Below are 22,810 nucleotides of genomic sequence, written 5' to 3'. Positions count from 1 at the left end.
GCGGGCCCCGGACGCCGGCCCGCCCCCGTCCCCGCCCCCGTCCCCGGCGACGGTCCTCACCGCACCGCGAGCAAGTGCTCCATCGCCAACTGATCCAGCCGCTCGAACGCCATCGACCGCTCCGCCGCGGCCGCCACGTCGAACTCCTCGAAGGCGGACCGGTCGCCCAGCAACCCCGCCAACCCGTCCCCCGCCGTCTCCCGCGCCAACTCGTCCACCCGCGAGTCCCGCAACGCCTGCCGCACCGCCGGGTCCGCCCGGAACGCCGCCGCCCGCTCCTTCAGGATCAGGTAGTTGCGCATGCACCCCGCCGCCGACTCCCACACCCCGTCGGACCCGTCCGTGCGCACCGGCTTGAAGTCGAAGTGCCGCGGCCCCTCGTACCCGGCCGTCTCCAGCAGGTCCACCAGCCAGAACGCCTGACGCAGGTCACCCGCACCGAAGCGGAAGTCCTGGTCGTACTTGATCCCGGTCTGGCCGTTGAGATCGATGTGGAAGAGCTTCCCCGCCCACAGCGCCTGCGCGATCCCGTGCGGGAAGTTGAGCCCCGCCATCTGCTCGTGCCCCATCTCGGGGTTCACCCCGACCAGTTCCGGCCGCTCCAACCGCTCGATGAACGCCAGTGCGTGCCCGATCGTCGGCAGCAGGATGTCGCCACGCGGCTCGTTCGGCTTGGGCTCGATGGCGAACCGCAGGTCGTAGCCCTGCTCGACGACGTACGCACCGAGCAGGTCGAAGGCCTCCTTCATCCGGTCCAGCGCGCTGCGCACGTCCTTCGCCCCGCCGGACTCCGCACCCTCCCGGCCGCCCCACGCCACGTACGTCGTCGCGCCCAGCTCCACCGCCAGGTCGATGTTGCGGATCGTCTTGCGCAGCGCGTACCGCCGCACGTCGCGGTCGTTCGCCGTGAACGCGCCGTCCTTGAAGACGGGGTGGGTGAAGAGGTTGGTCGTCGCCATCGGCACCTTCATGCCGGTCTCGTCCAGGGCGGCCCGGAAGCGCTTCACGATCGCGTCGCGCTCGGCGTCCGTCGACCCGAAGGGGATCAGGTCGTCGTCGTGGAAGGTCACGCCGTACGCCCCGAGACCGGCGAGCCGGCGCACCGAGTCCACCGGGTCGAGGGCCGGGCGGGTGGCGTCCCCGAAGGGGTCGCGGCCCTGCCAGCCGACGGTCCACAGGCCGAAGGTGAACCGGTCGTCGGGGGTGGGGGAGTAGCGATCCGTCATGGTCACAACCTCTGTCCTCGCGGGTCGTCGCACTGCACGCCAGCGGTATTTGTTTGCTGACATGGCAAATAGTGCACGAGGGTCTCCCGACTGGCCAGACCCCCGGTGAACTCCGTTGCGTCTGAGGACTTAGGTCCCGAATGGGGCGGCTGACGGCGGCTGATGGTCACGGCGCGGCAGGGCAACAAGACCCTCCTCGCGTGCATTTGTTCTGTGTACGATCAAAAACCCGCCGCCCCGTCGAAGAGAGCGAACCGTCCGATGACCCGCCACCCGCACGCCCCCGTCGTCATCGGCGTGGACAGCTCCACCCAGTCCACCAAGGCGGCGGTCGTCGACCCCGGGACCGGCCGCATCCTCGGTCTCGGCCGCGCCCCGCACACCGTCACCGGCACGGACGGCGCCCGCGAGAGCGACCCCGAGCAGTGGTGGCGGGCCCTCGCGGACGCGGTCGGCGCGGGGCTCGCCGAGGCGGGGGTACGGGCGGACGCCGTCACCGGCATCGCCGTCGCCGGCCAGCAGCACGGCCTCGTCGTCCTCGACGCGGCCGGACGCCCGCTGCGGGACGCCGCCCTCTGGAACGACACCCGCTCGGCCCCGCAGGCCGCCGCCCTCACCGAGCGGCGGGGCGCCGACTGGTGGCTGGAGCGCACCGGGTCGGTTCCGGTCGCCTCGATCACCGCCACCACCTGGCAGTGGCTGCGCGAGACGGACCCACGCACCGCCGACGCGGCCGCCGCCCTGCGGCTGCCGCACGACTACCTCACCGAGCGCCTCGCGGGCGTGGCCGCCACCGACCCCGGCGACGCGTCGGGCACCGGCTGGTACTCCACCGCCACCGGCTCCTACGACCCCGAGATCATCGAACTCCTCGGCATCCGGGGTGAGTTGCTTCCCGAGGTGGCCGTGTCCGGCGGCACCCGCGTCGGCGGCCTCACCGCCGCGGCGGCCGCCCACCTGGGCCTGCCCGCCGGAATCCCGGTGGCCGCCGGAACGGGTGACAACATGGCCGCCGCCGTCGGCCTCGGCCTGGGCGGCGCGGGCCTCCTCGACCACCCGGTCGTCTCCCTCGGCACCTCCGGCACCGTCTTCGCCGCCACCTTGGCCCGCCCCACCAGCCCCGGCATCAACGGCTTCGCCGCGACGGACGGCACGTACCTCCCGCTCGGCTGCACCCTCAACTGCACGCTCGCCGTGGACCGGATCGCCCAACTCCTGCGCCTGGACCGCGAGGACGCCACCCCCGGAGGCCGTGCCGTCCTCCTGCCGTACCTCGACGGCGAACGCACTCCGGACCTCCCGCACGCCTCCGGCCTCCTCGCGGGCCTGCGCCACGCCACCACCCCGCAGCAAATCCTGGGCGCGGCCTACGAGGGCGCGGCCTTCACGGTGCTGCGCGCCCTCGACGAACTGCTCACCGCCTGCGGTACGGACCCGTACGCGCCGGGCGCGGTGGACCGGCCGCTGCGGCTGATCGGTGGTGGGGCGCGGGGGCGCACCTGGGTCGACACGGTCCGCCGCCTGTCCGGGCGCCCCGTCCTGCTCCCGGCGGCGACGGAGCTGGTCGCGCTGGGCGCGGCGGCGCTGGCCCTCGGGGCGTCCTCGGGCGTGGACCCGGTGGCGGCCGCCGCCTCCTGGAACGCTGACGCGGCGCTCGAACTCCCCGCTCTCGACCGGGACCTGGAATCCTGGATCCGCATCGAGGACATCCTCCAACAAGCCTCCCCCACCTGGCTCACCTAACCTCCCCTCCTCCCGGCCCCCGCCCCTCCGGACTCCGCCCCGTGCCGCTCCGCCCCTCCGGACTCTGCCCTGCCGTCCCGTCCCTCCGGGTCCGCCCTGTGCCGCCCCTGCCTCCTTCGGGCTGCCCCCTTCGGGCTGCGCCCTGTGCCGCTCTGCCCCTTCGGGCTGCGCCTCTCCGCCGCCGCCCCCTCGGCTCCGCCTCTTGCCGCCCCGCCCCCTTGGGCTCCGCCTCTTGCCGCCCCGTCCCCTTGGGCTCCGCCCTTTCCCGCCCCGTCCCCTTGGGCGACGGGGCCGCCCCAAGGGGGCGGAACGGGCGGGCAAGGGGGCGGCCCGCCCGACACCGGCCCACCCCGCTCCCGGCCCTCTCGCCACCGGGCCACCCCGGCACCGGCCCCTGGCCGAGCGCCTGCTCCGGACGCGCGTCCAAGAGGGCCCCGGCCCAGCCCCGTACCGGACGCGTGCAGCCCCGGGCTGCTCAGGCAGAGAGGCCCCAGACCCGCCCCTCCACCTAAAGCGCTCGCCGCGCGGCCATTGCACGGTTCCGTGCAGGTGCGTCGTGGCTGGTCGCGCAGTTCCCCGCGCCCCTGACGGGGCACCCCGCGCGCCGGAGCCGCACAATGAGCACCAGCCCCGTACCCCCAACGCCCCGCGCAAGCGTTCGCCCCCGCCCAAGGGCTGGTAGCAATGAGCGCAATGAGGTAGATACGAGTGGGTAGCACCGGTCGGTAGCCGTACGCGGCATGCATCCCACGGCGGTACGGCACCCCCCGGCCCCCGACCCCAACGCGCGGCGAGGTGAGCCTCATGTCCGCACCACACGCAAACCGGCCCCCCAAAGTCACCGAACGCGAGGCCCGGCAGGTCGCCGAGGCCGCCCGCGAGCAGGACTGGCGCAAACCCAGCTTCGCCAAGGAACTCTTCCTCGGCCGCTTCCGCCTGGACCTCATCCACCCGCACCCCCTGCCCCCGACCGAGGACAGCGAGCGGGGCGAGGCGTTCCTCGCCAAGCTCCGCGCCTTCTGCGAGAGCGAGATCGACAGCGCCCGCATCGAGCGCGAGGCCCGCATCCCCGACGAGACCATCAACGGGCTCAAGGAGCTCGGCGCCCTGGGGATGAAGATCGACCGGAAGTACGGCGGGCTGGGGCTGACCCAGGTGTACTACAACAAGGCGCTCGCCCTGGTGGGCTCCGCCAACCCCGCCCTCGGCGCCCTCCTCTCCGCCCACCAGTCCATCGGCGTACCGCAGCCGCTGAAGCTGTTCGGCACCCAGGAGCAGAAGGACGCGTTCCTGCCGCGCCTGGCCCGTACCGACATCTCCGCCTTCCTCCTCACCGAGCCCGACGTCGGCTCCGACCCCGCCCGGCTCGCCACCACCGCCGTGCCGGACGGCGAGGACACGTACGTCCTGGACGGGGTGAAGCTGTGGACGACGAATGGCGTCGTCGCCGATCTTCTGGTCGTCATGGCGCGGGTGCCGAAGACGGAGACCGGGAGGGGCGGTATCACCGCCTTCGTGGTCGAGGCGGACTCGCCGGGTGTCACCGTCGAGCACCGCAACGCCTTCATGGGGCTGCGAGGGCTGGAGAACGGGGTCACCCGGTTCCATCAGGTGCGGGTGCCCGCCGCGAACCGGATCGGGCCGGAGGGGGCCGGGCTGAAGATCGCCCTCACCACCCTCAACACCGGGCGGCTCTCGCTGCCCGCCATGTGCGTCGGCGCGGGCAAGTGGTGCCTGAAGATCGCCCGCGAATGGTCGGCGGTGCGCGAGCAGTGGGGGAAGCCGGTCGCGCGGCACGAGGCCGTCGGCGGGAAGATTTCGTTCATCGCCGCCACGACGTTCGCTCTCGAAGCCGTGCTCGATCTGTCCTCGCAGATGGCGGACGAGGACCGGAACGACATTCGGATCGAGGCGGCGCTCGCCAAGTTGTACGGGTCGGAGATGGCCTGGCTGATGGCCGACGAGCTGGTCCAGATCCGGGGCGGGCGCGGCTTCGAGACCGCCGACTCCCTCGCCGCGCGCGGCGAACGTGCCGTTCCCGCCGAGCAGGTCCTGCGCGACCTGCGGATCAACCGCATCTTCGAGGGTTCGACGGAGATCATGCATCTGCTGATCGCCCGTGAGGCCGTGGACGCGCACCTCAAGGTGGCGGGGGATCTCATCGACCCCGACAAGACGCTCGGCGACAAGGCGAGGGCGGGTGCGCAGGCCACCGGCTTCTACGCCCGCTGGCTGCCCAAACTGGTCGCGGGACCGGGTCAACTCCCGCGCAGTTTCGGTGAGTTCCACCCGGACGGGCATCCCGACCTCTCCGGCCACCTCCGCTACGTCGAGCGCACCTCCCGCAAACTGGCCCGCTCCACCTTCTACGCCATGTCCCGCTGGCAGGGGCGCATGGAGACCAAACAGGGCTTCCTCGGGAGGATCGTCGACATCGGCGCGGAGCTCTTCGCCATGAGCGCCGCCTGCGTGCGCGCCGAACTCCTGCGCACCACCGAGGATTACGGCCGCGAGGCCTACCAGCTCGCCGACATCTTCTGCCGCCAGTCCCGCATCCGCACCGAGGAACTCCTGGGCCGCCTCTGGACCAACACCGACGACCTCGACCGCAAGGTCGTCGAAGGCGTCCTCTCCGGCACCTACACCTGGCTGGAACAGGGCATCGTCGACCCCAGCGGCGACGGCCCCTGGATCGCCGACGCCACCCCCGGCCCCGCGAAGGAGGACAACGTCCACCGCCCCGTCCGCTAACCGGAACGGGTGACACCGCTGCTTCCCGTGCCCCACGATGTCCCTATGAACCAGGGGTACGGGAAGTACGGCAAGCAGGGGAAGCGCGGGATGCGCGCGTCGATACGGGTGAGTCTGGCGGTGCTCGCCTGCACCGCCGCACTCACGGCCTGCGGAGGCCCCGCCGACCCCGCCGCCCGCGCCGACGCCAAGCCCTCCGCCGCGCCCAAGCCCCTGACGCAGCCCGCGCTCGCCGCCCGCTCGCTCGCCCCCGGCGCGGCGGCCGGACCGTACCGTACGAGCGAATACACCGTCTCCGGCGGCCCGTTGAGCGACGCCTACACCGCGAAGCCGCCCGTCTGCCAGGCCCTCGTCTCGCTGCGGAGCGTCCGCGGCGGGCCCGTCGCCCAGGTGCACCGCAGGCTCACCGACCCGAGGAACCTCCAGGGCGCCGACGTCGCCGTGCAGTTGCGCTCGTACGCGAAGGGGCGCGCGGCCGCGGTGATGGGCGACCTGCGCGCCGCCGGGAAGCAGTGCGCGGGCGGGTTCAGCGAAGTGCGGGGGAGTGGTGCGGGGGTGTACACGTCCGAGGCCGAGGCCGATGTCCCGGCCGGGGCGGGGGACGAGGCGGTGGCCTACCGGCTCGGCCTGAAGGACGGCCCCGGCCGCACCGCCTCGTACGAGTACCTCACCGTGGTGCGGTACGGGGCGACCCTGGTCTCCTTCCGGGCCGAGAACCTCGACGGCAAGGACCTCGACGGCGTGCCCCGGGAGATCCTGGACGCGCAGACGGAGAAATTCACCACCAGCCCCAAAGGCTGAATTCCGTACCGGTGAATGAATTGCGGCACAAGGGAATTCCCCCGTCCCACCCGTCAGGACTCTCCTTGCGGTGAACGCCCGCGGCACTGAAACTGGGCCGTCGGGGACAGGGGGATTTCCGATGCCGAAAATGCCGACATTCGGTCTGGGACAGCTCACCCACCGCATCATGCGCGCCGGAGAGGGCCGGATGCTGCGCAGGCTCGAAAAGATCGTCGCACAGGTCAATCTCTTCGACGCGGAGTTCCGGGAACTCACCGACCCCGAACTCCAGGCCCTCACCGGGGAATTCCGGCGGCGGCACGCCGAGGGGGAATCCCTCGACGACCTCCTCCCGGAGGCCTTCGCCGCCATGCGCGAGGCCGCCGCCCGCACCCTGGGCATGCGCCACTTCGACGTACAGATCATGGGCGGCGCCGCCCTCCACCTCCAGTGCGTCGCCGAAATGCGCACGGGGGAGGGCAAGACGCTCGTCGCCACCCTGCCGCTCTACCTCAACGGCCTCACCGGCAAGGGCGCCCACCTGGTCACCGTCAACGACTACCTCGCCGAGCGCGACGCGACCTGGATGGGCGCCGCGTACCGCTTCATGGGGTTGAGCGTCGGCGTCATCAAGGCCGACATGAGCCCCGCCGACCGTCGTGCCGCGTACGCCTGCGACATCACCTACGGCACCAACACCGAGTTCGGCTTCGACTACCTGCGCGACAACATGGCCTGGAGCCTCGACGAACTCGTCCAGCGCGGGCACCACTTCGCCGTCGTCGACGAGGCCGACTCGATCCTCGTGGACGAGGCCCGCACCCCGCTGATCATCTCCGGGCCCGCCGACCAGCCCACCCAGTGGTACGGCGCCTTCGTGAAGTTCGCCTCCGCCATGAACGGCGTACTGATCCAGGAGGAACGGTTCACCTCCCCGCTCCAGAAGGACGAACTCGCCGAGATCCGCGCCCGCCACCACTACGAGTACGACCCCAAGAAACGCACCGTCGCCATTCTCGAATCCGGTGTCGAATTCCTGGAGGACCAGCTCGGCATCGACAACTTCTACGACTCCGTGCACACCCCCCTCATCGGTCACCTCAACAACTCCCTCAAGGCCAAGGAACTCTTCAAGAAGGACAAGGACTACGTCGTCATGGACGGCGAAGTGCTGATCGTGGACGAGCACACCGGCCGCCTCCTCGCCGGACGCCGTTACAACGACGGCCTCCACCAGGCCATCGAGGCGAAAGAGGGTGTCGAGATAAAGAACGAGAACCAGACCCTCGCCACCGTCACCCTCCAGAACTTCTTCCGCCTGTACGGAAAAGGGCTCTCCGGAATGACCGGCACCGCCATGACGGAAGCCGCCGAATTCCACCAGATCTACTCGCTCCAGGTCGTCCCCGTCCCCACCAACCGGCCGATGGTCCGCCGCGACGAACCCGACCTCGTGTACCGCACCGAGGACGCCAAGTTCGCGGCCGTCGTCGCCGACATCGCCGAGCGGTACGCGGCCGGACAGCCCGTCCTCGTCGGCACGGTCTCCGTCGAGAAGTCCGAGCACCTCTCCCGTCTGCTGCGCCGCAGCGGCATCCCGCACGAGGTCCTCAACGCCCGCAACCACCGCCGCGAGGCCGAGATCGTCGCCCGCGCCGGCCGCCGGGGCGCGGTCACCGTTGCCACCAACATGGCCGGACGCGGCACCGACATCATGCTCGGCGGCGGCGAACTCCCCGAGGCGACCGAGGCGACCGAGGCGGCCGCACAGGAGGCCGCACAGGAGACGGCCGCCGAGGACCTCACGTACGACCGCGACGCCGAGGCCCACGAGGTCAAGGAGCTCGGCGGCCTCTACGTGCTCGGCACCGAACGCCACGAGTCCCGCCGCATCGACAACCAGCTCCGCGGCCGGGCCGGCCGCCAGGGCGACCCCGGCGCCTCCCGCTTCTACCTCTCCCTCGAAGACAGCCTGATGCTGCTCTTCCGCGCCCAGGCCGTCGACCGCGTCATGACCATGGCGAACCTGCCCGACGACGTACCCATCGAGAACAAGCTGGTCACCCGCGCCGTCGCGTCCGCCCAGTCGCAACTGGAGCGGCAGAACTTCGAGGCGCGCAAGGACCTCCTGAAGTACGACGAGGTCATGGACCGGCAGCGCAAGCTGGTCTACGCCGAGCGCCGCCGGGTGCTGGAGGGGGAGGACCTGGCGAGCCAGATCGGCCACTTCATGGACGACACCACCGACGCCTACGTCGCCGCCGAGACCGCCGAGGGCTACCCCGAGGACTGGGACCTCGACCGCCTGTGGACCGCCCTGCGCGAGCTCTACCCCATCACCCTCGACCGCGATCAGGTCCGCGCCGAACCCGACCTCACCCCCGAGACCCTCGCCGAGCTGGTCCGCGCCGACATCCACGACCGGTACGCCGTCCGCGAGGCCGAGCTCGGCCCCGAGGCCCTGCGCGAACTCGAACGCCGGGTGCTGCTCTCCGTACTCGACCGCAAATGGCGCGAGCACCTCTACGAGATGGACTACCTGCGCGAAGGCATCGGGCTGCGCTCCATGCTGGGCCGCGAACCCGTCTTCGAGTACCAGCGCGACGGTTTCGACATGTTCACCGCCATGATGGAGGCCATCAAGGAGGAGACCGTCGGCTTCCTCTTCCACCTCAAGGTCGACGTCACCGAGCAGCCCGCCGACCTCGCCCCGCCGCCCGACGAGGGACTGCGTTTCAGCGCCCCCACGATGGACACCGAGGACGGCGTCGTCACGCGCGACGAGGAGCACCGCCGGGACGACCGTCGGGAAGGCCATGGGGAAGACCGCCGGGAGGACCGTCGCGACGACCGGCGTCACGATCGGAGCGGCCGATAAGCGTCGCGGCACGGACCGATGAGGGGCGCGCTGTCCACCACCGCCCGCGCGCGGGCCACAATGGGGGGATGACGGACAGCCCTGCCCCCCTCGCCGACCCGCATCTCCGCTTCGGAGCCGTGACCGAAGGGCCGCGCGACGTCGTGGTCCTCGGCTCCACCGGGTCGATCGGCACCCAGGCCATCGACCTGGTGCTGCGCAACCCCGACCGCTTCCGGATCACCGCGCTCTCCGCGGCCGGATCGCAGGTCGACCTGCTCGCCGACCAGGCACGGCAGCTGCGGGTACGCACCGTGGCGGTCGCCCGCGAGGAGGCCGTGCCCGCCCTGCGCGAGGCGCTGCGCGCGCGGTACGGGACGGAGCCGCTGCCCGAGATCCTCGCCGGACCCGACGCGGCCACCGAACTCGCGGCCTCCGACTGCCACACCGTCCTCAACGGCATCACGGGCTCCATCGGCCTTGCGCCCACGCTCGCCGCCCTGGAGGCGGGCCGCACGCTGGCGCTGGCCAACAAGGAATCCCTCATCGTCGGCGGCCCTCTGGTCAAGGCCCTCGCCAAGCCCGGGCAGATCATCCCGGTCGACTCCGAGCACGCCGCGCTCTTCCAGGCCCTCGCGGGCGGCAAGCGCGCGGACGTCCGCAAGCTCGTCGTCACCGCGTCCGGCGGCCCCTTCCGCGGACGTACCAAGGCGGAACTGGCCGACGTCACCCGCGAGGACGCGCTCGCCCACCCCACCTGGGCGATGGGCCCCGTCATCACCGTGAACTCCGCGACCCTGGTCAACAAGGGCCTGGAAGTCATCGAGGCGCACCTCCTCTACGACATCCCCTTCGACCGCATCGAGGTCGTCGTCCACCCCCAGTCGTACGTGCACTCCATGGTCGAGTTCACCGACGGCTCCACCCTCGCCCAGGCCACCCCGCCCGACATGCGCGGCCCCATCGCGATCGGCATCGGCTGGCCCGAACGGGTGCCGGACGCCGCCCCCGCCTTCGACTGGTCCACGGCGTCCACCTGGGAGTTCTTCCCGCTGGACACCGAGGCCTTCCCGTCGGTGGGACTCGCCCGTCACGTCGGAACGCTTGGGGGCACGGCCCCGGCGGTGTTCAATGCCGCGAACGAGGAATGCGTCGACGCGTTCCTCGCGGGACGGCTGCCGTTCACAGGAATCGTGGATACGGTCGCGGAAGTGGTCGCGGAACACGGGACCCCCACCCAGGGAACGTCCCTCACGGTCACGGACGTCCTGGAAGCAGAGAAGTGGGCGCGCACCCGCGCCCGCGAACTGGCAGCGAAGACGGCGCACACCAAGACGGCGCACGACACGACGGCGGCGAACGTGACAGCAACAGCGGAGGCCCGCGCATGAGCGACATCCTCTTGATGGTCCTCGGAATAGTGATCTTCGCCGTGGGGCTGCTCATCTCGATCGCCCTGCACGAGCTCGGCCACCTCTCCTTCGCCAAGCTCTTCCGCATCCGCGTCCCCCAGTACATGGTCGGCTTCGGCCCCACCATCTGGTCGCGGCACCGGGGCGAGACCGAGTACGGCATCAAGGCCATCCCGCTCGGCGGCTACATCCGCATGATCGGCATGTTCCCGCCCGGCGCCGACGGCCGGATCGAGGCCCGCTCCACCTCGCCGTGGCGCGGCATGATCGAGGACGCCCGCTCGGCGGCGTACGAGGAACTGAAGCCCGGCGACGAGGAACGGCTCTTCTACACGCGCAAGCCGTGGAAGCGCTTCGTCGTGATGTTCGCGGGCCCGTTCATGAACCTGGTCATCGCCTTCGTGCTCTTCCTGAGCGTCTTCATGACGATCGGGCTGAACAAGCAGACCACCACCGTCGACAACGTCGTCCCCTGCGTCGTCTCGCAGAGCGACGACCGGCCCTGCCGGGCGAGCGACCCGCCGTCGCCCGCGAAGGCGGCGGGCCTGGAGAAGGGTGACAAGATCGTCGCCTTCCAGGGGCAGCCGATCAGTGACTGGGCCGCCCTCTCCGACCGCATCCGCGCCTCCCGCGGCGAGGTCAGCATCACCGTGGAGCGCGCCGGACAGCAGAAGGTCCTCACCACCACGGTGAAGACCAACAAGGTCCTCAAGAAGGACGCCGAGGGCAACCCCGTCAAGGGCGAGTACGTCGACGCGGGATACCTGGGCTTCGGCCCCGGCATCGCCGTCACCCCGCTCAGCTTCGGCGAGTCCATCGACCAGATGGGAACGATGTTCCAGTCCGGCGTGGACTCCCTGATCGCCCTCCCGTCCAAGGTCCCCGACCTGTGGAACGCGGCGTTCAACGGCGAGGAGCGCAAGGCCGACTCCCCGATGGGCGTGGTCGGCGCGGCCCGGGTCAGCGGCGAGATCCTCGGCATGGGCCTGCCCATGGAGAACACCGTGGCGATGGTCGTCTTCCTGATCGCCGGGTTCAACCTCTCGCTCTTCCTCTTCAACATGCTCCCGCTGCTCCCGCTCGACGGCGGCCACATGATCGGCGCCCTGTGGGAGTCCCTGCGCCGCAACCTGGCCAAGGTCTTCAAGCGGCCCGACCCCGGCCCCTTCGACGTGGCCCGGCTCATGCCGGTCGCCTACGTCGTCGCGGGCATCTTCATCTGCTTCACCGTGCTGGTCCTGATCGCCGACGTGGTCAACCCCGTCCGCATCTCCTGACACCGGCACCGCCGCCAGTCACCGGCGCCCCGTCCGGGGTGCCGGTTTCTGCTCTCCATTGAGTGGATTTGTCGACGTGGTGTACTCCGGTCTTTCGAGGTGACGTACGCTCGAAGACCGGAGGCCGCCGATCTCGGCACACCTAGATCCACACTTGGGGTTGCACAGCAGATGACTGCAATTTCTCTCGGAATGCCCGCCGTTCCGACGAAGCTCGCCGACCGGAGGATCAGCCGCAAGATCCAGGTCGGCACCGTGGCGGTCGGCGGAGACGCACCCGTGTCGGTGCAGTCGATGACCACCACCCGTACGTCCGACATCGGCGCGACGCTCCAGCAGATCGCCGAGCTCACCGCGTCCGGCTGCCAGATCGTCCGCGTCGCCTGCCCGACCCAGGACGACGCCGACGCACTGGCCACGATCGCGAAGAAGTCGCAGATCCCGGTCATCGCCGACATCCACTTCCAGCCGAAGTACGTGTTCGCCGCGATCGACGCGGGCTGCGCCGCCGTCCGCGTCAACCCGGGCAACATCAAGCAGTTCGACGACAAGGTCAAGGAGATCGCGCACGCCGCGCGCGACACCGGCACCCCGATCCGCATCGGCGTCAACGCGGGCTCCCTCGACGCCCGCCTCCTCAAGAAGTACGGCAAGGCCACTCCGGAGGCGCTCGTCGAGTCCGCCCTGTGGGAAGCCTCCCTCTTCGAGGAGCACGGCTTCGGCGACATCAAGATCTCGGTCAAGCACAACGACCCGGTCGTGATGGTCAACGCCTACCGCCAGCTCGCCGCCCAGTGCGACTACCCCCTGCACCTCGGCGTCACCGAGGCCGGCCCCGCCTTCCAGGGCACCATCAAGTCGGCCGTCGCCTTCGGCGCGCTGCTCGCCGAGGGCATCGGCGACACCATCCGGGTCTCCCTCTCCGCCCCGCCGGTCGAGGAGATCAAGGTCGGCATCCAGATCCTGGAGTCCCTCAACCTCCGCCAGCGCCGCTTGGAGATCGTCTCCTGCCCGTCCTGCGGCCGCGCCCAGGTCGACGTCTACAAGCTCGCCGACCAGGTCAGCGCGGGCCTCGAAGGCATGGAGGTCCCCCTCCGCGTAGCCGTCATGGGCTGCGTCGTCAACGGCCCCGGCGAGGCCCGCGAGGCCGACCTCGGCGTCGCCTCCGGCAACGGCAAGGGCCAGATCTTCGTCAAGGGCGAGGTCATCAAGACCGTCCCGGAGTCCAAGATCGTGGAAACCCTCATCGAGGAAGCCATGAAGATCGCCGAGCAGATGGAAGCCGACGGCGTCCCCTCCGGCGAACCGACCATCGCCATCGGCAAGTAACCCCCACCCACCACGACGAAGTCCCGCCCCCGGGCGGCTCCCTTTCCGCCCAGCCCCTCGGGCGGCGGGGCCGCCCCCCACCCTCCCCCCTAGCCCCCTTGGGCGGCGGGGCCGCCCCCCAGGGGCGGAACGGGCGGGCAAGGGGGCGGCCCGCCCGATCCGGGCCCACCCCGACACCGGCCCCTGCCCGCACCCCCGGCACCGGCCGCCCTCGACACCTCCGCCCCGGCCGCCCCCGGCCCCCAGCGGGCCCCCCCGATCCAGCCGACCCTGGCAGATCAACCGAGGAACGGTACAGTGCGGAGATCAGCGATCCGTACGGTGAGGCCCCCACGTGTTGACGACGACCACCTGCCGCGTCCTCGCACCCGGCGACCTGGGCGCAGCGCTCGCCCTGCTGGAGAGCGAGCCCGTCAACAACGCCTTCGTGACCTCCCGGGTCCAGGTCGCGGGCCTCGACCCCTGGCGCCTCGGCGGCGAGATGTGGGGCTTCTACGAGGACGGACGCCTGCGCAGCCTCTGCTACTCCGGCGCCAACCTCGTCCCGATCTGCGCCACCCCCGAAGCCGTCCGCGCCTTCGCCGAACGCGCCCGGCGCAGCGGCCGCCGCTGCTCCTCGATCGTCGGCCCCGCCGAGTCCACCACGCTCCTGTGGCAGCTCCTGGAACCCAGCTGGGGCCCCGCCCGCGAGGTCCGCGCCCACCAGCCCCTGATGGTCACCGAGCAGCTCCCGCCGGACATCACCCCCGACCCCCTCGTCCGCCGCATCCGCAAGGACGAGATGGAAACGATCATGCCCGCGTGCGTGGCCATGTTCACCGAGGAGGTCGGCGTCTCCCCGATGGCGGGCGACGGCGGCCTCCTCTACCAGGCCAGGGTCGCCGAACTGGTCGGCGCCGGCCGCTCCTTCGCCCGCCTCGACGAGAACGGCAAGGTCGTCTTCAAGGCCGAGATCGGCGCCGCCACCCCCACCGCCTGCCAGATCCAGGGCGTCTGGGTCGCCCCCGAACACCGCGGCAAGGGCCTCTCCGTCACCGGCATGACCGCCGTCCTGCGCTACGCCCTCGCGGACGTGGCCCCCGTGGTGTCCCTCTACGTCAACGACTTCAACACCCCCGCCCGCGCCTCGTACCGCCGTGTCGGCTTCCGCGAGGTCGGCGCTTTTACGAGCGTCCTCTTCTGACCCGTGGCGGCTACTGTTCGCCCATGACGGACGAAGCAGCCATCGGCCCCCTCGACCTCGCGGAGCACGTCGACGAGGCGCTCGCCGTGCAGGCGCTCGCCTTCGGTCTCAGTGCGGACGAGGTCGGCGTACGACGTCACATCGTGCTGCGGCACATGACCAGCCCCGGCGCACGCGCCCTGGGCGCCACCACCCCGGACGGCCGCCTCGTCGGCTTCGTCTACGGGATGCCCAACGACCGTACGCACTGGTGGTCGACGATCGTCGAGCCGTACCTCAGGCGGCAGGGCCGCGACGGCTGGCTCGACGACTCCTTCGTCATCACCGAACTGCACGTCCACCCGGACCACCAGGCCCGCGGCATCGGCCGGGGGCTCATCACCGCCCTCACGGACGGTGCCGACCAGCCCCGGTCCATCCTCTCGGCGATCGACATCGAGAGCCCGGCGCGCGGCCTGTACCGGTCGCTGGGGTACGTGGACCTGGCCGAGCAGGTCCTCTTCCCGAGCGCCCCGAGGGCGTACGCGGTGATGGGCGCGCCCCTCCCACTGCGGCGGTAACCGATTTCCGCCCGCCCCCACCCCCCGGCTAACCTCCTGACATCACCCTTCCGAGCAGGAGTTCACCATGGCCCAGGTCCAGCGCATGTCCCGTTTGATGGTCAAGACATTGCGTGACGACCCGGCGGACGCCGAGACCCTCAGCCACAAGCTGCTGGTCCGCGCCGGTTACGTACGTCGCAACGCCGCGGGCATCTGGACCTGGCTGCCGCTCGGCAAGAAGGTCCTCGACAACATCTCGCGCGTCGTGCGCGAGGAGATGGACGCCATCGGCGCCCAGGAGGTCCTCCTGCCGGCCCTCCTGCCCAAGGAGCCCTACGAGGCGTCCGGCCGCTGGGAGGAGTACGGCGACCTCCTCTTCCGGCTGAAGGACCGCAAGGGCGGCGACTACCTCCTCGGCCCGACCCACGAAGAGGTCTTCACCCAGACGGTCAAGGACCAGTGCACGTCCTACAAGGACCTGCCGGTGATGCTGTACCAGATCCAGACGAAGTACCGCGACGAGGCCCGCCCCCGCTCCGGCGTGCTGCGCGGCCGCGAGTTCCAGATGAAGGACTCGTACTCCTTCGACACCACCGACGAGGGCCTCGCCGAGTCGTACCGCCTGCACCGCGAGGCGTACATCAAGATCTTCAACCGCCTGGGCCTGGACCACCGCATCGTGTCCGCCGTCTCCGGCGCCATGGGCGGCTCGGCCTCCGAGGAGTTCCTCGCCCCGGCCGCCGCCGGCGAGGACACCTTCGCCGACTGCCCGAACTGCGACTACGCCGCGAACACCGAGGCCGTCACCTTCGCGCTGAAGGCCGTCGAGGGCGAGCACCCGGCCGCCGAGGACATCGCCACCCCCGACACCCCCACCATCGAGACCCTCGCCGCCCAGCTCGGCGTCGAGGCCTCCGCGACCCTGAAGAACCTCCTGGTCAAGGTCGACGGCGAGATCGTCGCCGTGGGCGTCCCGGGCGACCGCGAGGTCGACCTCGGCAAGCTGGGCGAGCACCTCGCCCCGGCCGTCGTCGAGCTGGTCACCGCCGAGGACTTCGAGGGCCGCGACGATCTCGTACGGGGCTACGTCGGCCCGCAGGGACTCGCCAAGGTCCGCTACATCGCCGACCCCCGCGTCGCCCCCGGCACCGCCTGGATCACCGGCGCCAACAAGCCCGACACCCACGCCAAGAACGTCGTCGCGGGCCGCGACTTCGAGGTCGACGACTACCTCGACGTCGTCGTGGTCGAAGAGGGCGACCCGTGCCCCGCGTGCGGCACCGGCCTCAAGCTGGACCGCGCCATCGAGATCGGCCACATCTTCCAGCTCGGCCGCAAGTACGCCGACACCTTCGGCCTGGACGTCCTCGGCCAGCAGGGCAAGCCCGTCCGCGTCACCATGGGCTCGTACGGCATCGGCGTCTCGCGCGCCGTGGCCGCCCTCGCCGAGCAGTCCGCCGACGACAAGGGCCTGTGCTGGACGCCCGAGATCGCCCCGGCCGACGTGCACGTCGTCGCGGCGGGCAAGGCCCTCCAGACGGAGCTCGCCGTCGACGTCGCCGAGAAGCTGGGCGCGGCCGGACTGCGCGTCCTGGTCGACGAGCGCCCCGGTGTCTCCCCGGGCGTGAAGTTCACCGACTCCGAGCTCATCGGCTGCCCGAAGATCCTGGTCGCGGGCCGCCGCGCCGGGGACGGCGTCCTGGAGCTGAAGGACCGCCGCACGGGCGAGCGCGAGGAGCTGACGGTCGACGAGGCCGTCGCCCGCCTGACCGCCCAGTAGTCCCTACGTCGAAGGGCCCCGCACCGGAATCAGGTGCGGGGCCCTTCCGCGTACGTCGCACTGGTCAGCGGTACGACCTGATCAGCCGCGCCAGATGCCGCCCCACCGCATCCAGCGGCTCCGTGCTGCGCGCCACCTGCGCGGCCATCTCCGCGCCCTCCAGGGCGCTCACGACGGTGTACGCCAGCTCCCGCGCGTCCTGCTCCGCGAAGCCCGCCCGCCCCAGCGCCTCGGCCACCAGGGTCCGCCAGTGCGTGAACGCCTCGGCCGCCGCCTCCTGGATGCCGGGGGAGTCCACCGCCGTGCCGACGACCGTCGAGGTCACCGGGCACCCGTCCAGCCAGTCCGACTCCGCCAGCCCCTCCCCGAGGACCTTCGTCAGGACGAGGACGGCCGTCGCCGGATCGTCCTCGGCGGCCAGCATCCTCTCCAGGATGTCCGCGAACTCCGCATCCCCCTGGCGCACCGCGACCGTGCCCAACTCCTGCTTCCCGCCCGGGAAGAAGTGGTACACGGAGCCGAGCGTGGCCTGGGCCTCGCGGGCGATCTGCTTGATGCCGGTGCCCTGGTAGCCCTGGCGCTGCATCAGCCGGGACGTCGTCCGGACGATGCGCTCCCGGGTGCCGAGGGCGCCGGCCTGCTGGGGTTCTGGGCTCTTCTTCACCCGTCGATCGTACCGAGTAGAGCGTTCTTTTCAGCATCCGTTTCCGTCTGAATAGAGCGTTCGTTCCAGGCTCGCTCCCCAACTAGGTAGAGCGTTCGTTCTAGAGCGTGCTACGTTCTCCTCGTCCCGCCGGATAGAGCGTTCGTTCTAGAGGTGGGGCCACTCAGGACCACTACCGAAGGACCCCCTTGTGAGCACGCAGAAGTCCGTCACCGTCATCGGCCTCGGCCCCATGGGTCGCGCCATGGCCGCCGCCTACCTCGATGCCGGCTACCGCGTCACCGTCTTCAACCGCACCGCCGCCCGCGCCGACGAACTCGTCGCCCGCGGCGCCACCCGCGCCGAGAGTGCCGAACAGGCCGTCGCGGCGAATGAGTTGACCGTTCTCAGCCTCACCGACTACGACGCCATGTACGCCCTCCTGGAGCCCGCCACCGCCGCCCTCGCCGGCCGGGTCCTGGTCAACCTGAGCTCCGACACCCCCGAGCGCGCCCGCGAGGCCGCGAAGTGGGCCGCCTCGCACGGCGCCACGCACCTCACCGGCGGCGTCAGCGTCCCGCCCTCGGGCATCGGCAATCCCGACGCGTACACCTACTACAGCGGCCCGAAGGACGTCTTCGCGCAGCACACGGCGACCCTCGAAGTCCTCACCCGCGCCGACTACAAGGGCGAGGACCCGGGTCTGGGCGCGCTCTACTACCAGCTCCAGATGGACATGTTCTGGACCGGCCTGACGGGCTGGCTGCACGCCCTCGCCGTCGCCCGGGCCAACGGCATCACCGCCGAGGAGCTGCTGCCGTACGCCACCGACGTCCTGGGCACCATGCCGAACTTCTTCGCCTTCTACGCGCCCCGCATCGACGCGGGCGAGATCGTCGGCGACGTCGAGCGGATCTCCATGGCCGTCGCCAGCATCGACCACATCGTGCACACGACCAAGGCCGCCGGGGTCGACCCGGCGCTGCCCGCCGCCGTGCTGGAGGCCTTCCGGCGCGGTGCGGAGGCCGGCCACGCCGACGACAGCCTGACCAGCCTCGTCGACGTCTTCGCCAAGAACGGTTCCTGACCGCGGTACGCACGAGGGCGGCCGGGGTGTGCGCACACCCCGGCCGCCCTCACGTGTCACCCGAAGACCCGGGCGCCTACAGCCAGCTCGCGAACTCCAGCAGCATCTCGCCGTCCTGCCGCCGCCCCGCCGCCATCGCCCGCGTGCCCGACTCCACCGCCCGGAACAGCGTCCAGCCGTGCAGCCGCTCCCGGTCCACGTCCAGGGAGTCGGCCAGCCGGTTGATGCGGCGGCGCGTCGCCGGGGCCCCGGCCGCCGTCGCGATCTGGTCGTCGATCCGGTCCCGTACGAGACGCGCGAGATCGTACGCGCGCTCGCCCACCAGCGGATCGGGACCGACGGCCAGCCACGGCGTGCGGTCGCCGCCCAGCACCTTGCCCTGCCGGAAATTGCCGTGCAGCAACAGGAGTTCGGGGGAGGAGGCGACCAGTTCGGCGCGGGCGGCCAGGGCCGCCTCCACCAGCGGGGCCACCTCGTCCGGTGCCTCGCGCATCGGTCCGGCCTGGCGTGCGGTGCGCTCCTCGACCGTCTCGAAGGGGTGCCCCTCGGCGGGCTCGACCCACAGCTTGCGCACCGTCCCCGCGGCCTCCAGCAGCGCCTTCGCCTCCGGCAGGGACCGCAGCGACACCTCGCAGTGCAGGCGTTCCAGCAGCAGCGCGGCCGGGTCCGCGACCTCGTCCGCGAGGCGGACCGCACCCCAGCCGTTCCAGTGCGCGAGCGCCGCCCGCTCCCGGTCCGGACGCGCCGCTTCCGGTACGAGCTTCAGCGCGGCCTGCGTGCCGTCCGCGCGGCGCACCAGCACCACCACGCTGCTGCGGCCACCGGGCGCCATGACCCGCTCACAGGTCAACTCCCGCCGTTCCAGGGCTTCCTGAGCCAGCGACGGAAGCCCTCCGAGCCAGTCGGCGGCCACCGTTTCCCCGTACGCCTCGCCCAGCGCCTTCACCAGGCGCTGTGGCGGTTCGAAAGCCATAGGTGGGGTGTTCTCCTTCGATTCCCAGGGCTCACACGCCTTCGCGTGCCGAAGTGGTCAGTTCGGCGAGCCCTGGAAAGGCTACGCTGCTGCCCCGCCAGCGGACGGCCCGCACCGCCGCCTCGCGCAGCGCGCCCGCCGCCTCGCGGCGCAGCGGCCCCTCGGCGGCGCGCACCAGGTCCGAGTACACCCCGGCCACCCGGTCCTCCAGCACGGCGGCCAGCTTCGCCGCCGTCGCCGCGTCCGGCACGGGGAAGGGCAGCGCGTACGCCGCCTCCGCGACGACGGGCTTCCCGCCCAGGTCGCGCACGGTGCGGGCGAGCGCGTCGCGGCGCGAGCGGTGGGCGGCGTGGGCCTCCCGCGCCTCGGTGCGCCGCCCGGCGCCGATCCGGCCGCCCACCACCCCGTACCCGTAGACGGCGGCGTGCTCGGCGGCCAGCGCGGCCTGTACGGCGTTCAGCGTCACTTCTTCGGGCCCCCGTCGGTCAGCAGGTACACGTGCACGGCGCTCGCCGCCGCCACCGAGGCCAGCAGCCTGGCCAGCTCGGGGGTGGCCCGCACCACGGCCGCCAGATGGGCGTCGGAGGTCCGCTGCTCGGCCGCCGCCAGCTCCTTCAGCGCGGCCCCCGGCTCGGCGGCCACCGTCACGGGAGCGCTCCCGGCCGCCGCGCGCACGGTGGTGCCGCGCAGCGCCTGCGTCTGCCGGGCGACCTCCTCGCGCAGCGGCTTCAGCCGCTCCGTCCGGTCCGGGTGCTTCGCCAGCAGGGCGTCGTAGTGGGCCAGCAGGTCCGCGCTGGTGCGGGCCGCGGCCTCGCGGATGCGCAGCGCCGCCCTGCGCGCCGCCGCGGAGGTCTCCGTACCGGAAGTGCCGGAAGTGCCGGAAGAACCGGACGGGGCGTCCCCGTCCGAGCAGCCGCCGGCCAGCAGGCCCGCTGCGGCGGCCCCGCTCAAGGCCAGCGCACGTCTGCGAGTGGTGGGCGTGCGCACGTCTTCCGTCTCCCTCGGTCCCCGGGTGATCACCGCAGGCGAGCGTACCCGCGCGATGCCCCGGGCGGACGGCAACACCCCTCCGGACCGGATACCCTTTGACCTGACACACGACGAAACAGACAACAGCACACGCGGCCGAGGAGTCACCCGGATGAGCACCACCCAGAGCGACAGGCTGCGCGAACTGCTGGAACCGCTGGTCGCCGCCCAGGGCCTGGACCTCGAGGAGATCGAGGTCGCCAAGGCGGGCAGGCGCCGCATGCTGCGGATCGTCGTGGACGCGGAGGAGGGCGTCGAGCTCGACGCGTGCGCCGAGGTCAGCCGCGCGATCTCCGACAAGCTCGACGAGAGCGACGCGATGGGCGACGACGAGTACGTCCTCGAAGTCAGCTCCCCGGGCGCGGACCGCCCGCTCACCGAGCGCCGCCACTACGTACGGGCCACCGGCCGCCTCGCCAAGCTCACGCTGAACGACGGCGCCGAGCTGATCGCCCGCATCCTCGTCGTGGACGAGGACGGACTGGACCTGGAAGTGCCGGGCGTGAAGGGGCGCAAGCCCACCGCCCGCCGCGTGGAGTTCGCCGACATCGCGAAGGCGCGCGTCGAGGTCGAGTTCAACCGCAAGGACAAGAACGAGAAGGAAGAGGAGGCGTAGCCGTGGACATCGATGTGAGGCTTCTGAAGGGCCTGGCGAAGGAGAAGGAGATCTCCTTCGACCAGCTGGCGGAGGCGATCGAGCAGGCCCTCCTCATCGCCTACCACCGCACGGACGGCAGTTTCCGCCGCGCCCGCGTCAAGCTGGACCGCGAGAGCGGCCACGTGACGGTGTGGGCGAAGGAGGACCCGGCGGACCTGGAGGAGGGCCAGGAGCCCAAGGAGTTCGACGACACTCCTGACGACTTCGGCCGGATCGCCGCCAGCACCGCCAAGCAGGTCATCCTCCAGCGTCTGCGCGACGCCGAGGACGACCAGACCTTCGGCGAGTTCGCAGGGCTTGAGGGCGAGGTCATCGCCGGTGTGGTCCAGCAGGGCATGGACGCCAAGAACGTACTGGTGGACATCGGCAAGCTGGAGGCCATCCTCCCCGTCCAGGAGCAGGTGCCGGGCGAGGAGTACACGCACGGTCTGCGCCTTCGTACGTTCGTCGTACGGGTGGCCAAGGGCGTCCGCGGTCCCTCCGTGACCCTCTCGCGCACCCACCCCAACCTGGTGAAGAAGCTCTTCGCGCTGGAGGTCCCCGAGATCGCGGACGGTTCCGTGGTCATCGAGGCGATCGCCCGCGAGGCCGGTCACCGCACCAAGATCGCGGTCCGCTCGACGCGCTCCGGCATCAACCCCAAGGGCGCCTGCATCGGCCCGATGGGCAGCCGTGTGCGCAATGTCATGGCGGAGCTGCACGGCGAGAAGATCGACATCGTCGACTGGTCCGACGACCCGGCCGAGATGGTCGCCAACGCCCTGTCCCCGGCCCGCGTCTCCAAGGTCGAGGTCGTCGACATGTCGACGCGCTCCGCCCGGGTGACCGTGCCGGACTACCAGCTGTCGCTCGCCATCGGCAAGGAGGGCCAGAACGCCCGCCTCGCCGCCCGCCTCACGGGCTGGCGCATCGACATCCGCCCCGACACCGAGGAGCTCGGTGAGGGCGAGGAGCCGGGCGAGTACCGGCGGGACAGCGCTGACAACCGTGACCGCAGGGACGACCGGGGCTGAAGGTCCCGTACGTCGTGATGTGAGCCCGGGTGAGACCCGGGCCACAGCGGTTTTCGGACCGATCTTCAACGAGCAGGCTTTCGATTCTTGCCCCAAAGGGGTGAGGTCGGTGCGGGGAGGTAGACTTAGTCGTGTCTGGCCAAACGCATACCGGCGCATGCCCTGAGCGAACCTGTGTGGGTTGCCGGGAGCGAGCGGCCAAGAGCGATCTGCTGCGCATCGTGATGATCGAGGGTGAATGCGTCCCCGATCCTCGCGGTACGCTGCCCGGCCGGGGTGCTTACGTACACCCCGCCTCTGCCTGTTACGACCTGGCGGTCCGCCGCCGGGCGTTTCCCCGGGCCTTTCGGGGCCAGGGTCCGCTCGATACCGCGCCACTGGAGAAATACGTGGCGCAGTGCGCCGAGCGGTCAGCACAGTAAGAAAGTGAACGGCACGGGTCCCCGTGCGGTCAGGTACCTCGCGAGTTGGAAGTAGGTCGAGATTGCGATGAGCACTCGATGAGTACGCGATGAGTACGCCCA

General features: G+C 71.3%; 19 protein-coding genes. 14 read left to right on the top strand and 5 right to left on the bottom strand.

Going from position 1 to position 22,810, the window contains the following annotated elements; genetic code table 11:
- Positions 1-56 precede the first annotated feature (56 nt).
- Positions 57-1,226, bottom strand: a complete 1,170-nt coding sequence (xylA, locus tag ACIO3O_RS16610) for a xylose isomerase (RefSeq protein ID WP_401746033.1) — start codon at positions 1,224-1,226, stop codon at positions 57-59.
- Positions 1,227-1,487: 261 nt separating this feature from the next.
- Between xylA and xylB the strand changes: the two genes are divergently transcribed.
- The 10 genes from xylB (at position 1,488) to ACIO3O_RS16560 (ending at position 16,883) form a co-directional block, all read left to right on the top strand.
- Positions 1,488-2,969, top strand: coding sequence for a xylulokinase (gene xylB, locus ACIO3O_RS16605; protein ID WP_401746030.1), 1,482 nt, complete (start codon positions 1,488-1,490; stop codon positions 2,967-2,969).
- 804 nt (positions 2,970-3,773) lie between these two features.
- Positions 3,774-5,720 carry an acyl-CoA dehydrogenase family protein gene (locus ACIO3O_RS16600; RefSeq protein WP_401746028.1) on the top strand — a complete coding sequence of 649 codons (1,947 nt, stop codon included), beginning with the start codon at positions 3,774-3,776 and terminating at the stop codon, positions 5,718-5,720.
- Between the two features lie 45 nt (positions 5,721-5,765).
- The gene (locus ACIO3O_RS16595) at positions 5,766-6,521 is read left to right on the top strand and encodes a hypothetical protein (RefSeq protein WP_401746027.1); all 756 of its coding nucleotides are present in this window, start codon (positions 5,766-5,768) and stop codon (positions 6,519-6,521) included.
- Positions 6,522-6,651: 130 nt separating this feature from the next.
- Entirely contained in the window at positions 6,652-9,381 is a 2,730-nt protein-coding gene (secA, locus tag ACIO3O_RS16590; protein ID WP_401746025.1) for a preprotein translocase subunit SecA, read from the top strand.
- A 68-nt stretch (positions 9,382-9,449) separates the two neighbouring features.
- Positions 9,450-10,751 (top strand): 1-deoxy-D-xylulose-5-phosphate reductoisomerase, encoded by a 1,302-nt coding sequence (dxr, locus tag ACIO3O_RS16585; RefSeq protein ID WP_401746022.1) that lies wholly within the window; start codon positions 9,450-9,452, stop codon positions 10,749-10,751.
- Positions 10,748-12,049, top strand: a complete 1,302-nt coding sequence (locus tag ACIO3O_RS16580; protein ID WP_401746021.1) for a M50 family metallopeptidase — start codon at positions 10,748-10,750, stop codon at positions 12,047-12,049. The genes dxr and ACIO3O_RS16580 overlap by 4 nt, the downstream gene beginning before the upstream one ends.
- A gap of 171 nt (positions 12,050-12,220) precedes the next feature.
- Positions 12,221-13,378 carry a flavodoxin-dependent (E)-4-hydroxy-3-methylbut-2-enyl-diphosphate synthase gene (gene ispG / locus ACIO3O_RS16575; RefSeq protein WP_401746020.1) on the top strand — a complete coding sequence of 386 codons (1,158 nt, stop codon included), beginning with the start codon at positions 12,221-12,223 and terminating at the stop codon, positions 13,376-13,378.
- A 334-nt stretch (positions 13,379-13,712) separates the two neighbouring features.
- Positions 13,713-14,561, top strand: coding sequence for a GNAT family N-acetyltransferase (locus ACIO3O_RS16570; protein ID WP_401746017.1), 849 nt, complete (start codon positions 13,713-13,715; stop codon positions 14,559-14,561).
- Positions 14,562-14,584: 23 nt separating this feature from the next.
- Positions 14,585-15,121, top strand: coding sequence for a GNAT family N-acetyltransferase (locus ACIO3O_RS16565; protein WP_401746016.1), 537 nt, complete (start codon positions 14,585-14,587; stop codon positions 15,119-15,121).
- 67 nt (positions 15,122-15,188) lie between these two features.
- Positions 15,189-16,883, top strand: coding sequence for a proline--tRNA ligase (locus tag ACIO3O_RS16560; protein WP_401746013.1), 1,695 nt, complete (start codon positions 15,189-15,191; stop codon positions 16,881-16,883).
- Between the two features lie 64 nt (positions 16,884-16,947).
- On the opposite strand, the gene ACIO3O_RS16555 is transcribed toward ACIO3O_RS16560, so the two are convergent.
- Positions 16,948-17,547 carry a TetR/AcrR family transcriptional regulator gene (locus ACIO3O_RS16555; protein ID WP_401746011.1) on the bottom strand — a complete coding sequence of 200 codons (600 nt, stop codon included), beginning with the start codon at positions 17,545-17,547 and terminating at the stop codon, positions 16,948-16,950.
- Between the two features lie 190 nt (positions 17,548-17,737).
- On the opposite strand from ACIO3O_RS16555, the gene ACIO3O_RS16550 reads away from it, so the two are divergent.
- Positions 17,738-18,613: an NAD(P)-dependent oxidoreductase gene (locus ACIO3O_RS16550; RefSeq protein WP_401746008.1), complete on the top strand. Its 876-nt coding sequence runs from the start codon at positions 17,738-17,740 to the stop codon at positions 18,611-18,613.
- A 76-nt stretch (positions 18,614-18,689) separates the two neighbouring features.
- On the opposite strand, the gene ACIO3O_RS16545 is transcribed toward ACIO3O_RS16550, so the two are convergent.
- Genes ACIO3O_RS16545 through ACIO3O_RS16535 form a run of 3 tightly spaced genes read right to left on the bottom strand, consistent with a single transcriptional unit; the run spans position 18,690 to position 20,573 of the window.
- The gene (locus tag ACIO3O_RS16545) at positions 18,690-19,586 is read right to left on the bottom strand and encodes an aminoglycoside phosphotransferase family protein (RefSeq protein ID WP_401746006.1); all 897 of its coding nucleotides are present in this window, start codon (positions 19,584-19,586) and stop codon (positions 18,690-18,692) included.
- Between the two features lie 31 nt (positions 19,587-19,617).
- Positions 19,618-20,052, bottom strand: coding sequence for a ferritin-like domain-containing protein (locus ACIO3O_RS16540; RefSeq protein WP_401746004.1), 435 nt, complete (start codon positions 20,050-20,052; stop codon positions 19,618-19,620).
- Positions 20,049-20,573 carry a hypothetical protein gene (locus ACIO3O_RS16535; RefSeq protein WP_401746001.1) on the bottom strand — a complete coding sequence of 175 codons (525 nt, stop codon included), beginning with the start codon at positions 20,571-20,573 and terminating at the stop codon, positions 20,049-20,051. Before ACIO3O_RS16535 ends, ACIO3O_RS16540 begins: the two co-directional genes overlap by 4 nt.
- A 154-nt stretch (positions 20,574-20,727) precedes the next feature.
- Here ACIO3O_RS16535 and rimP point away from each other — a divergent pair, with 154 nt between their 5' ends.
- The 3 genes from rimP (at position 20,728) to ACIO3O_RS16520 (ending at position 22,708) form a co-directional block, all read left to right on the top strand.
- Positions 20,728-21,231, top strand: coding sequence for a ribosome maturation factor RimP (gene rimP, locus ACIO3O_RS16530; RefSeq protein WP_401745999.1), 504 nt, complete (start codon positions 20,728-20,730; stop codon positions 21,229-21,231).
- A 2-nt stretch (positions 21,232-21,233) separates the two neighbouring features.
- On the top strand, positions 21,234-22,286 hold the full coding sequence (gene nusA / locus ACIO3O_RS16525; RefSeq protein ID WP_401745997.1) for a transcription termination factor NusA: 1,053 nt from the start codon (positions 21,234-21,236) through the stop codon (positions 22,284-22,286).
- Positions 22,287-22,417: 131 nt separating this feature from the next.
- On the top strand, positions 22,418-22,708 hold the full coding sequence (locus ACIO3O_RS16520; protein ID WP_401745995.1) for a YlxR family protein: 291 nt from the start codon (positions 22,418-22,420) through the stop codon (positions 22,706-22,708).
- Positions 22,709-22,810: the final 102 nt, after the last annotated feature.

It is taken from the genome of Streptomyces sp. NPDC087440, assembly GCF_044744005.1.
GTDB lineage: Bacteria > Actinomycetota > Actinomycetes > Streptomycetales > Streptomycetaceae > Streptomyces.
The sequence above is the reverse complement of the archived record's forward strand: the minus strand, read 5'-3'. Positions and strand labels throughout refer to the sequence as shown.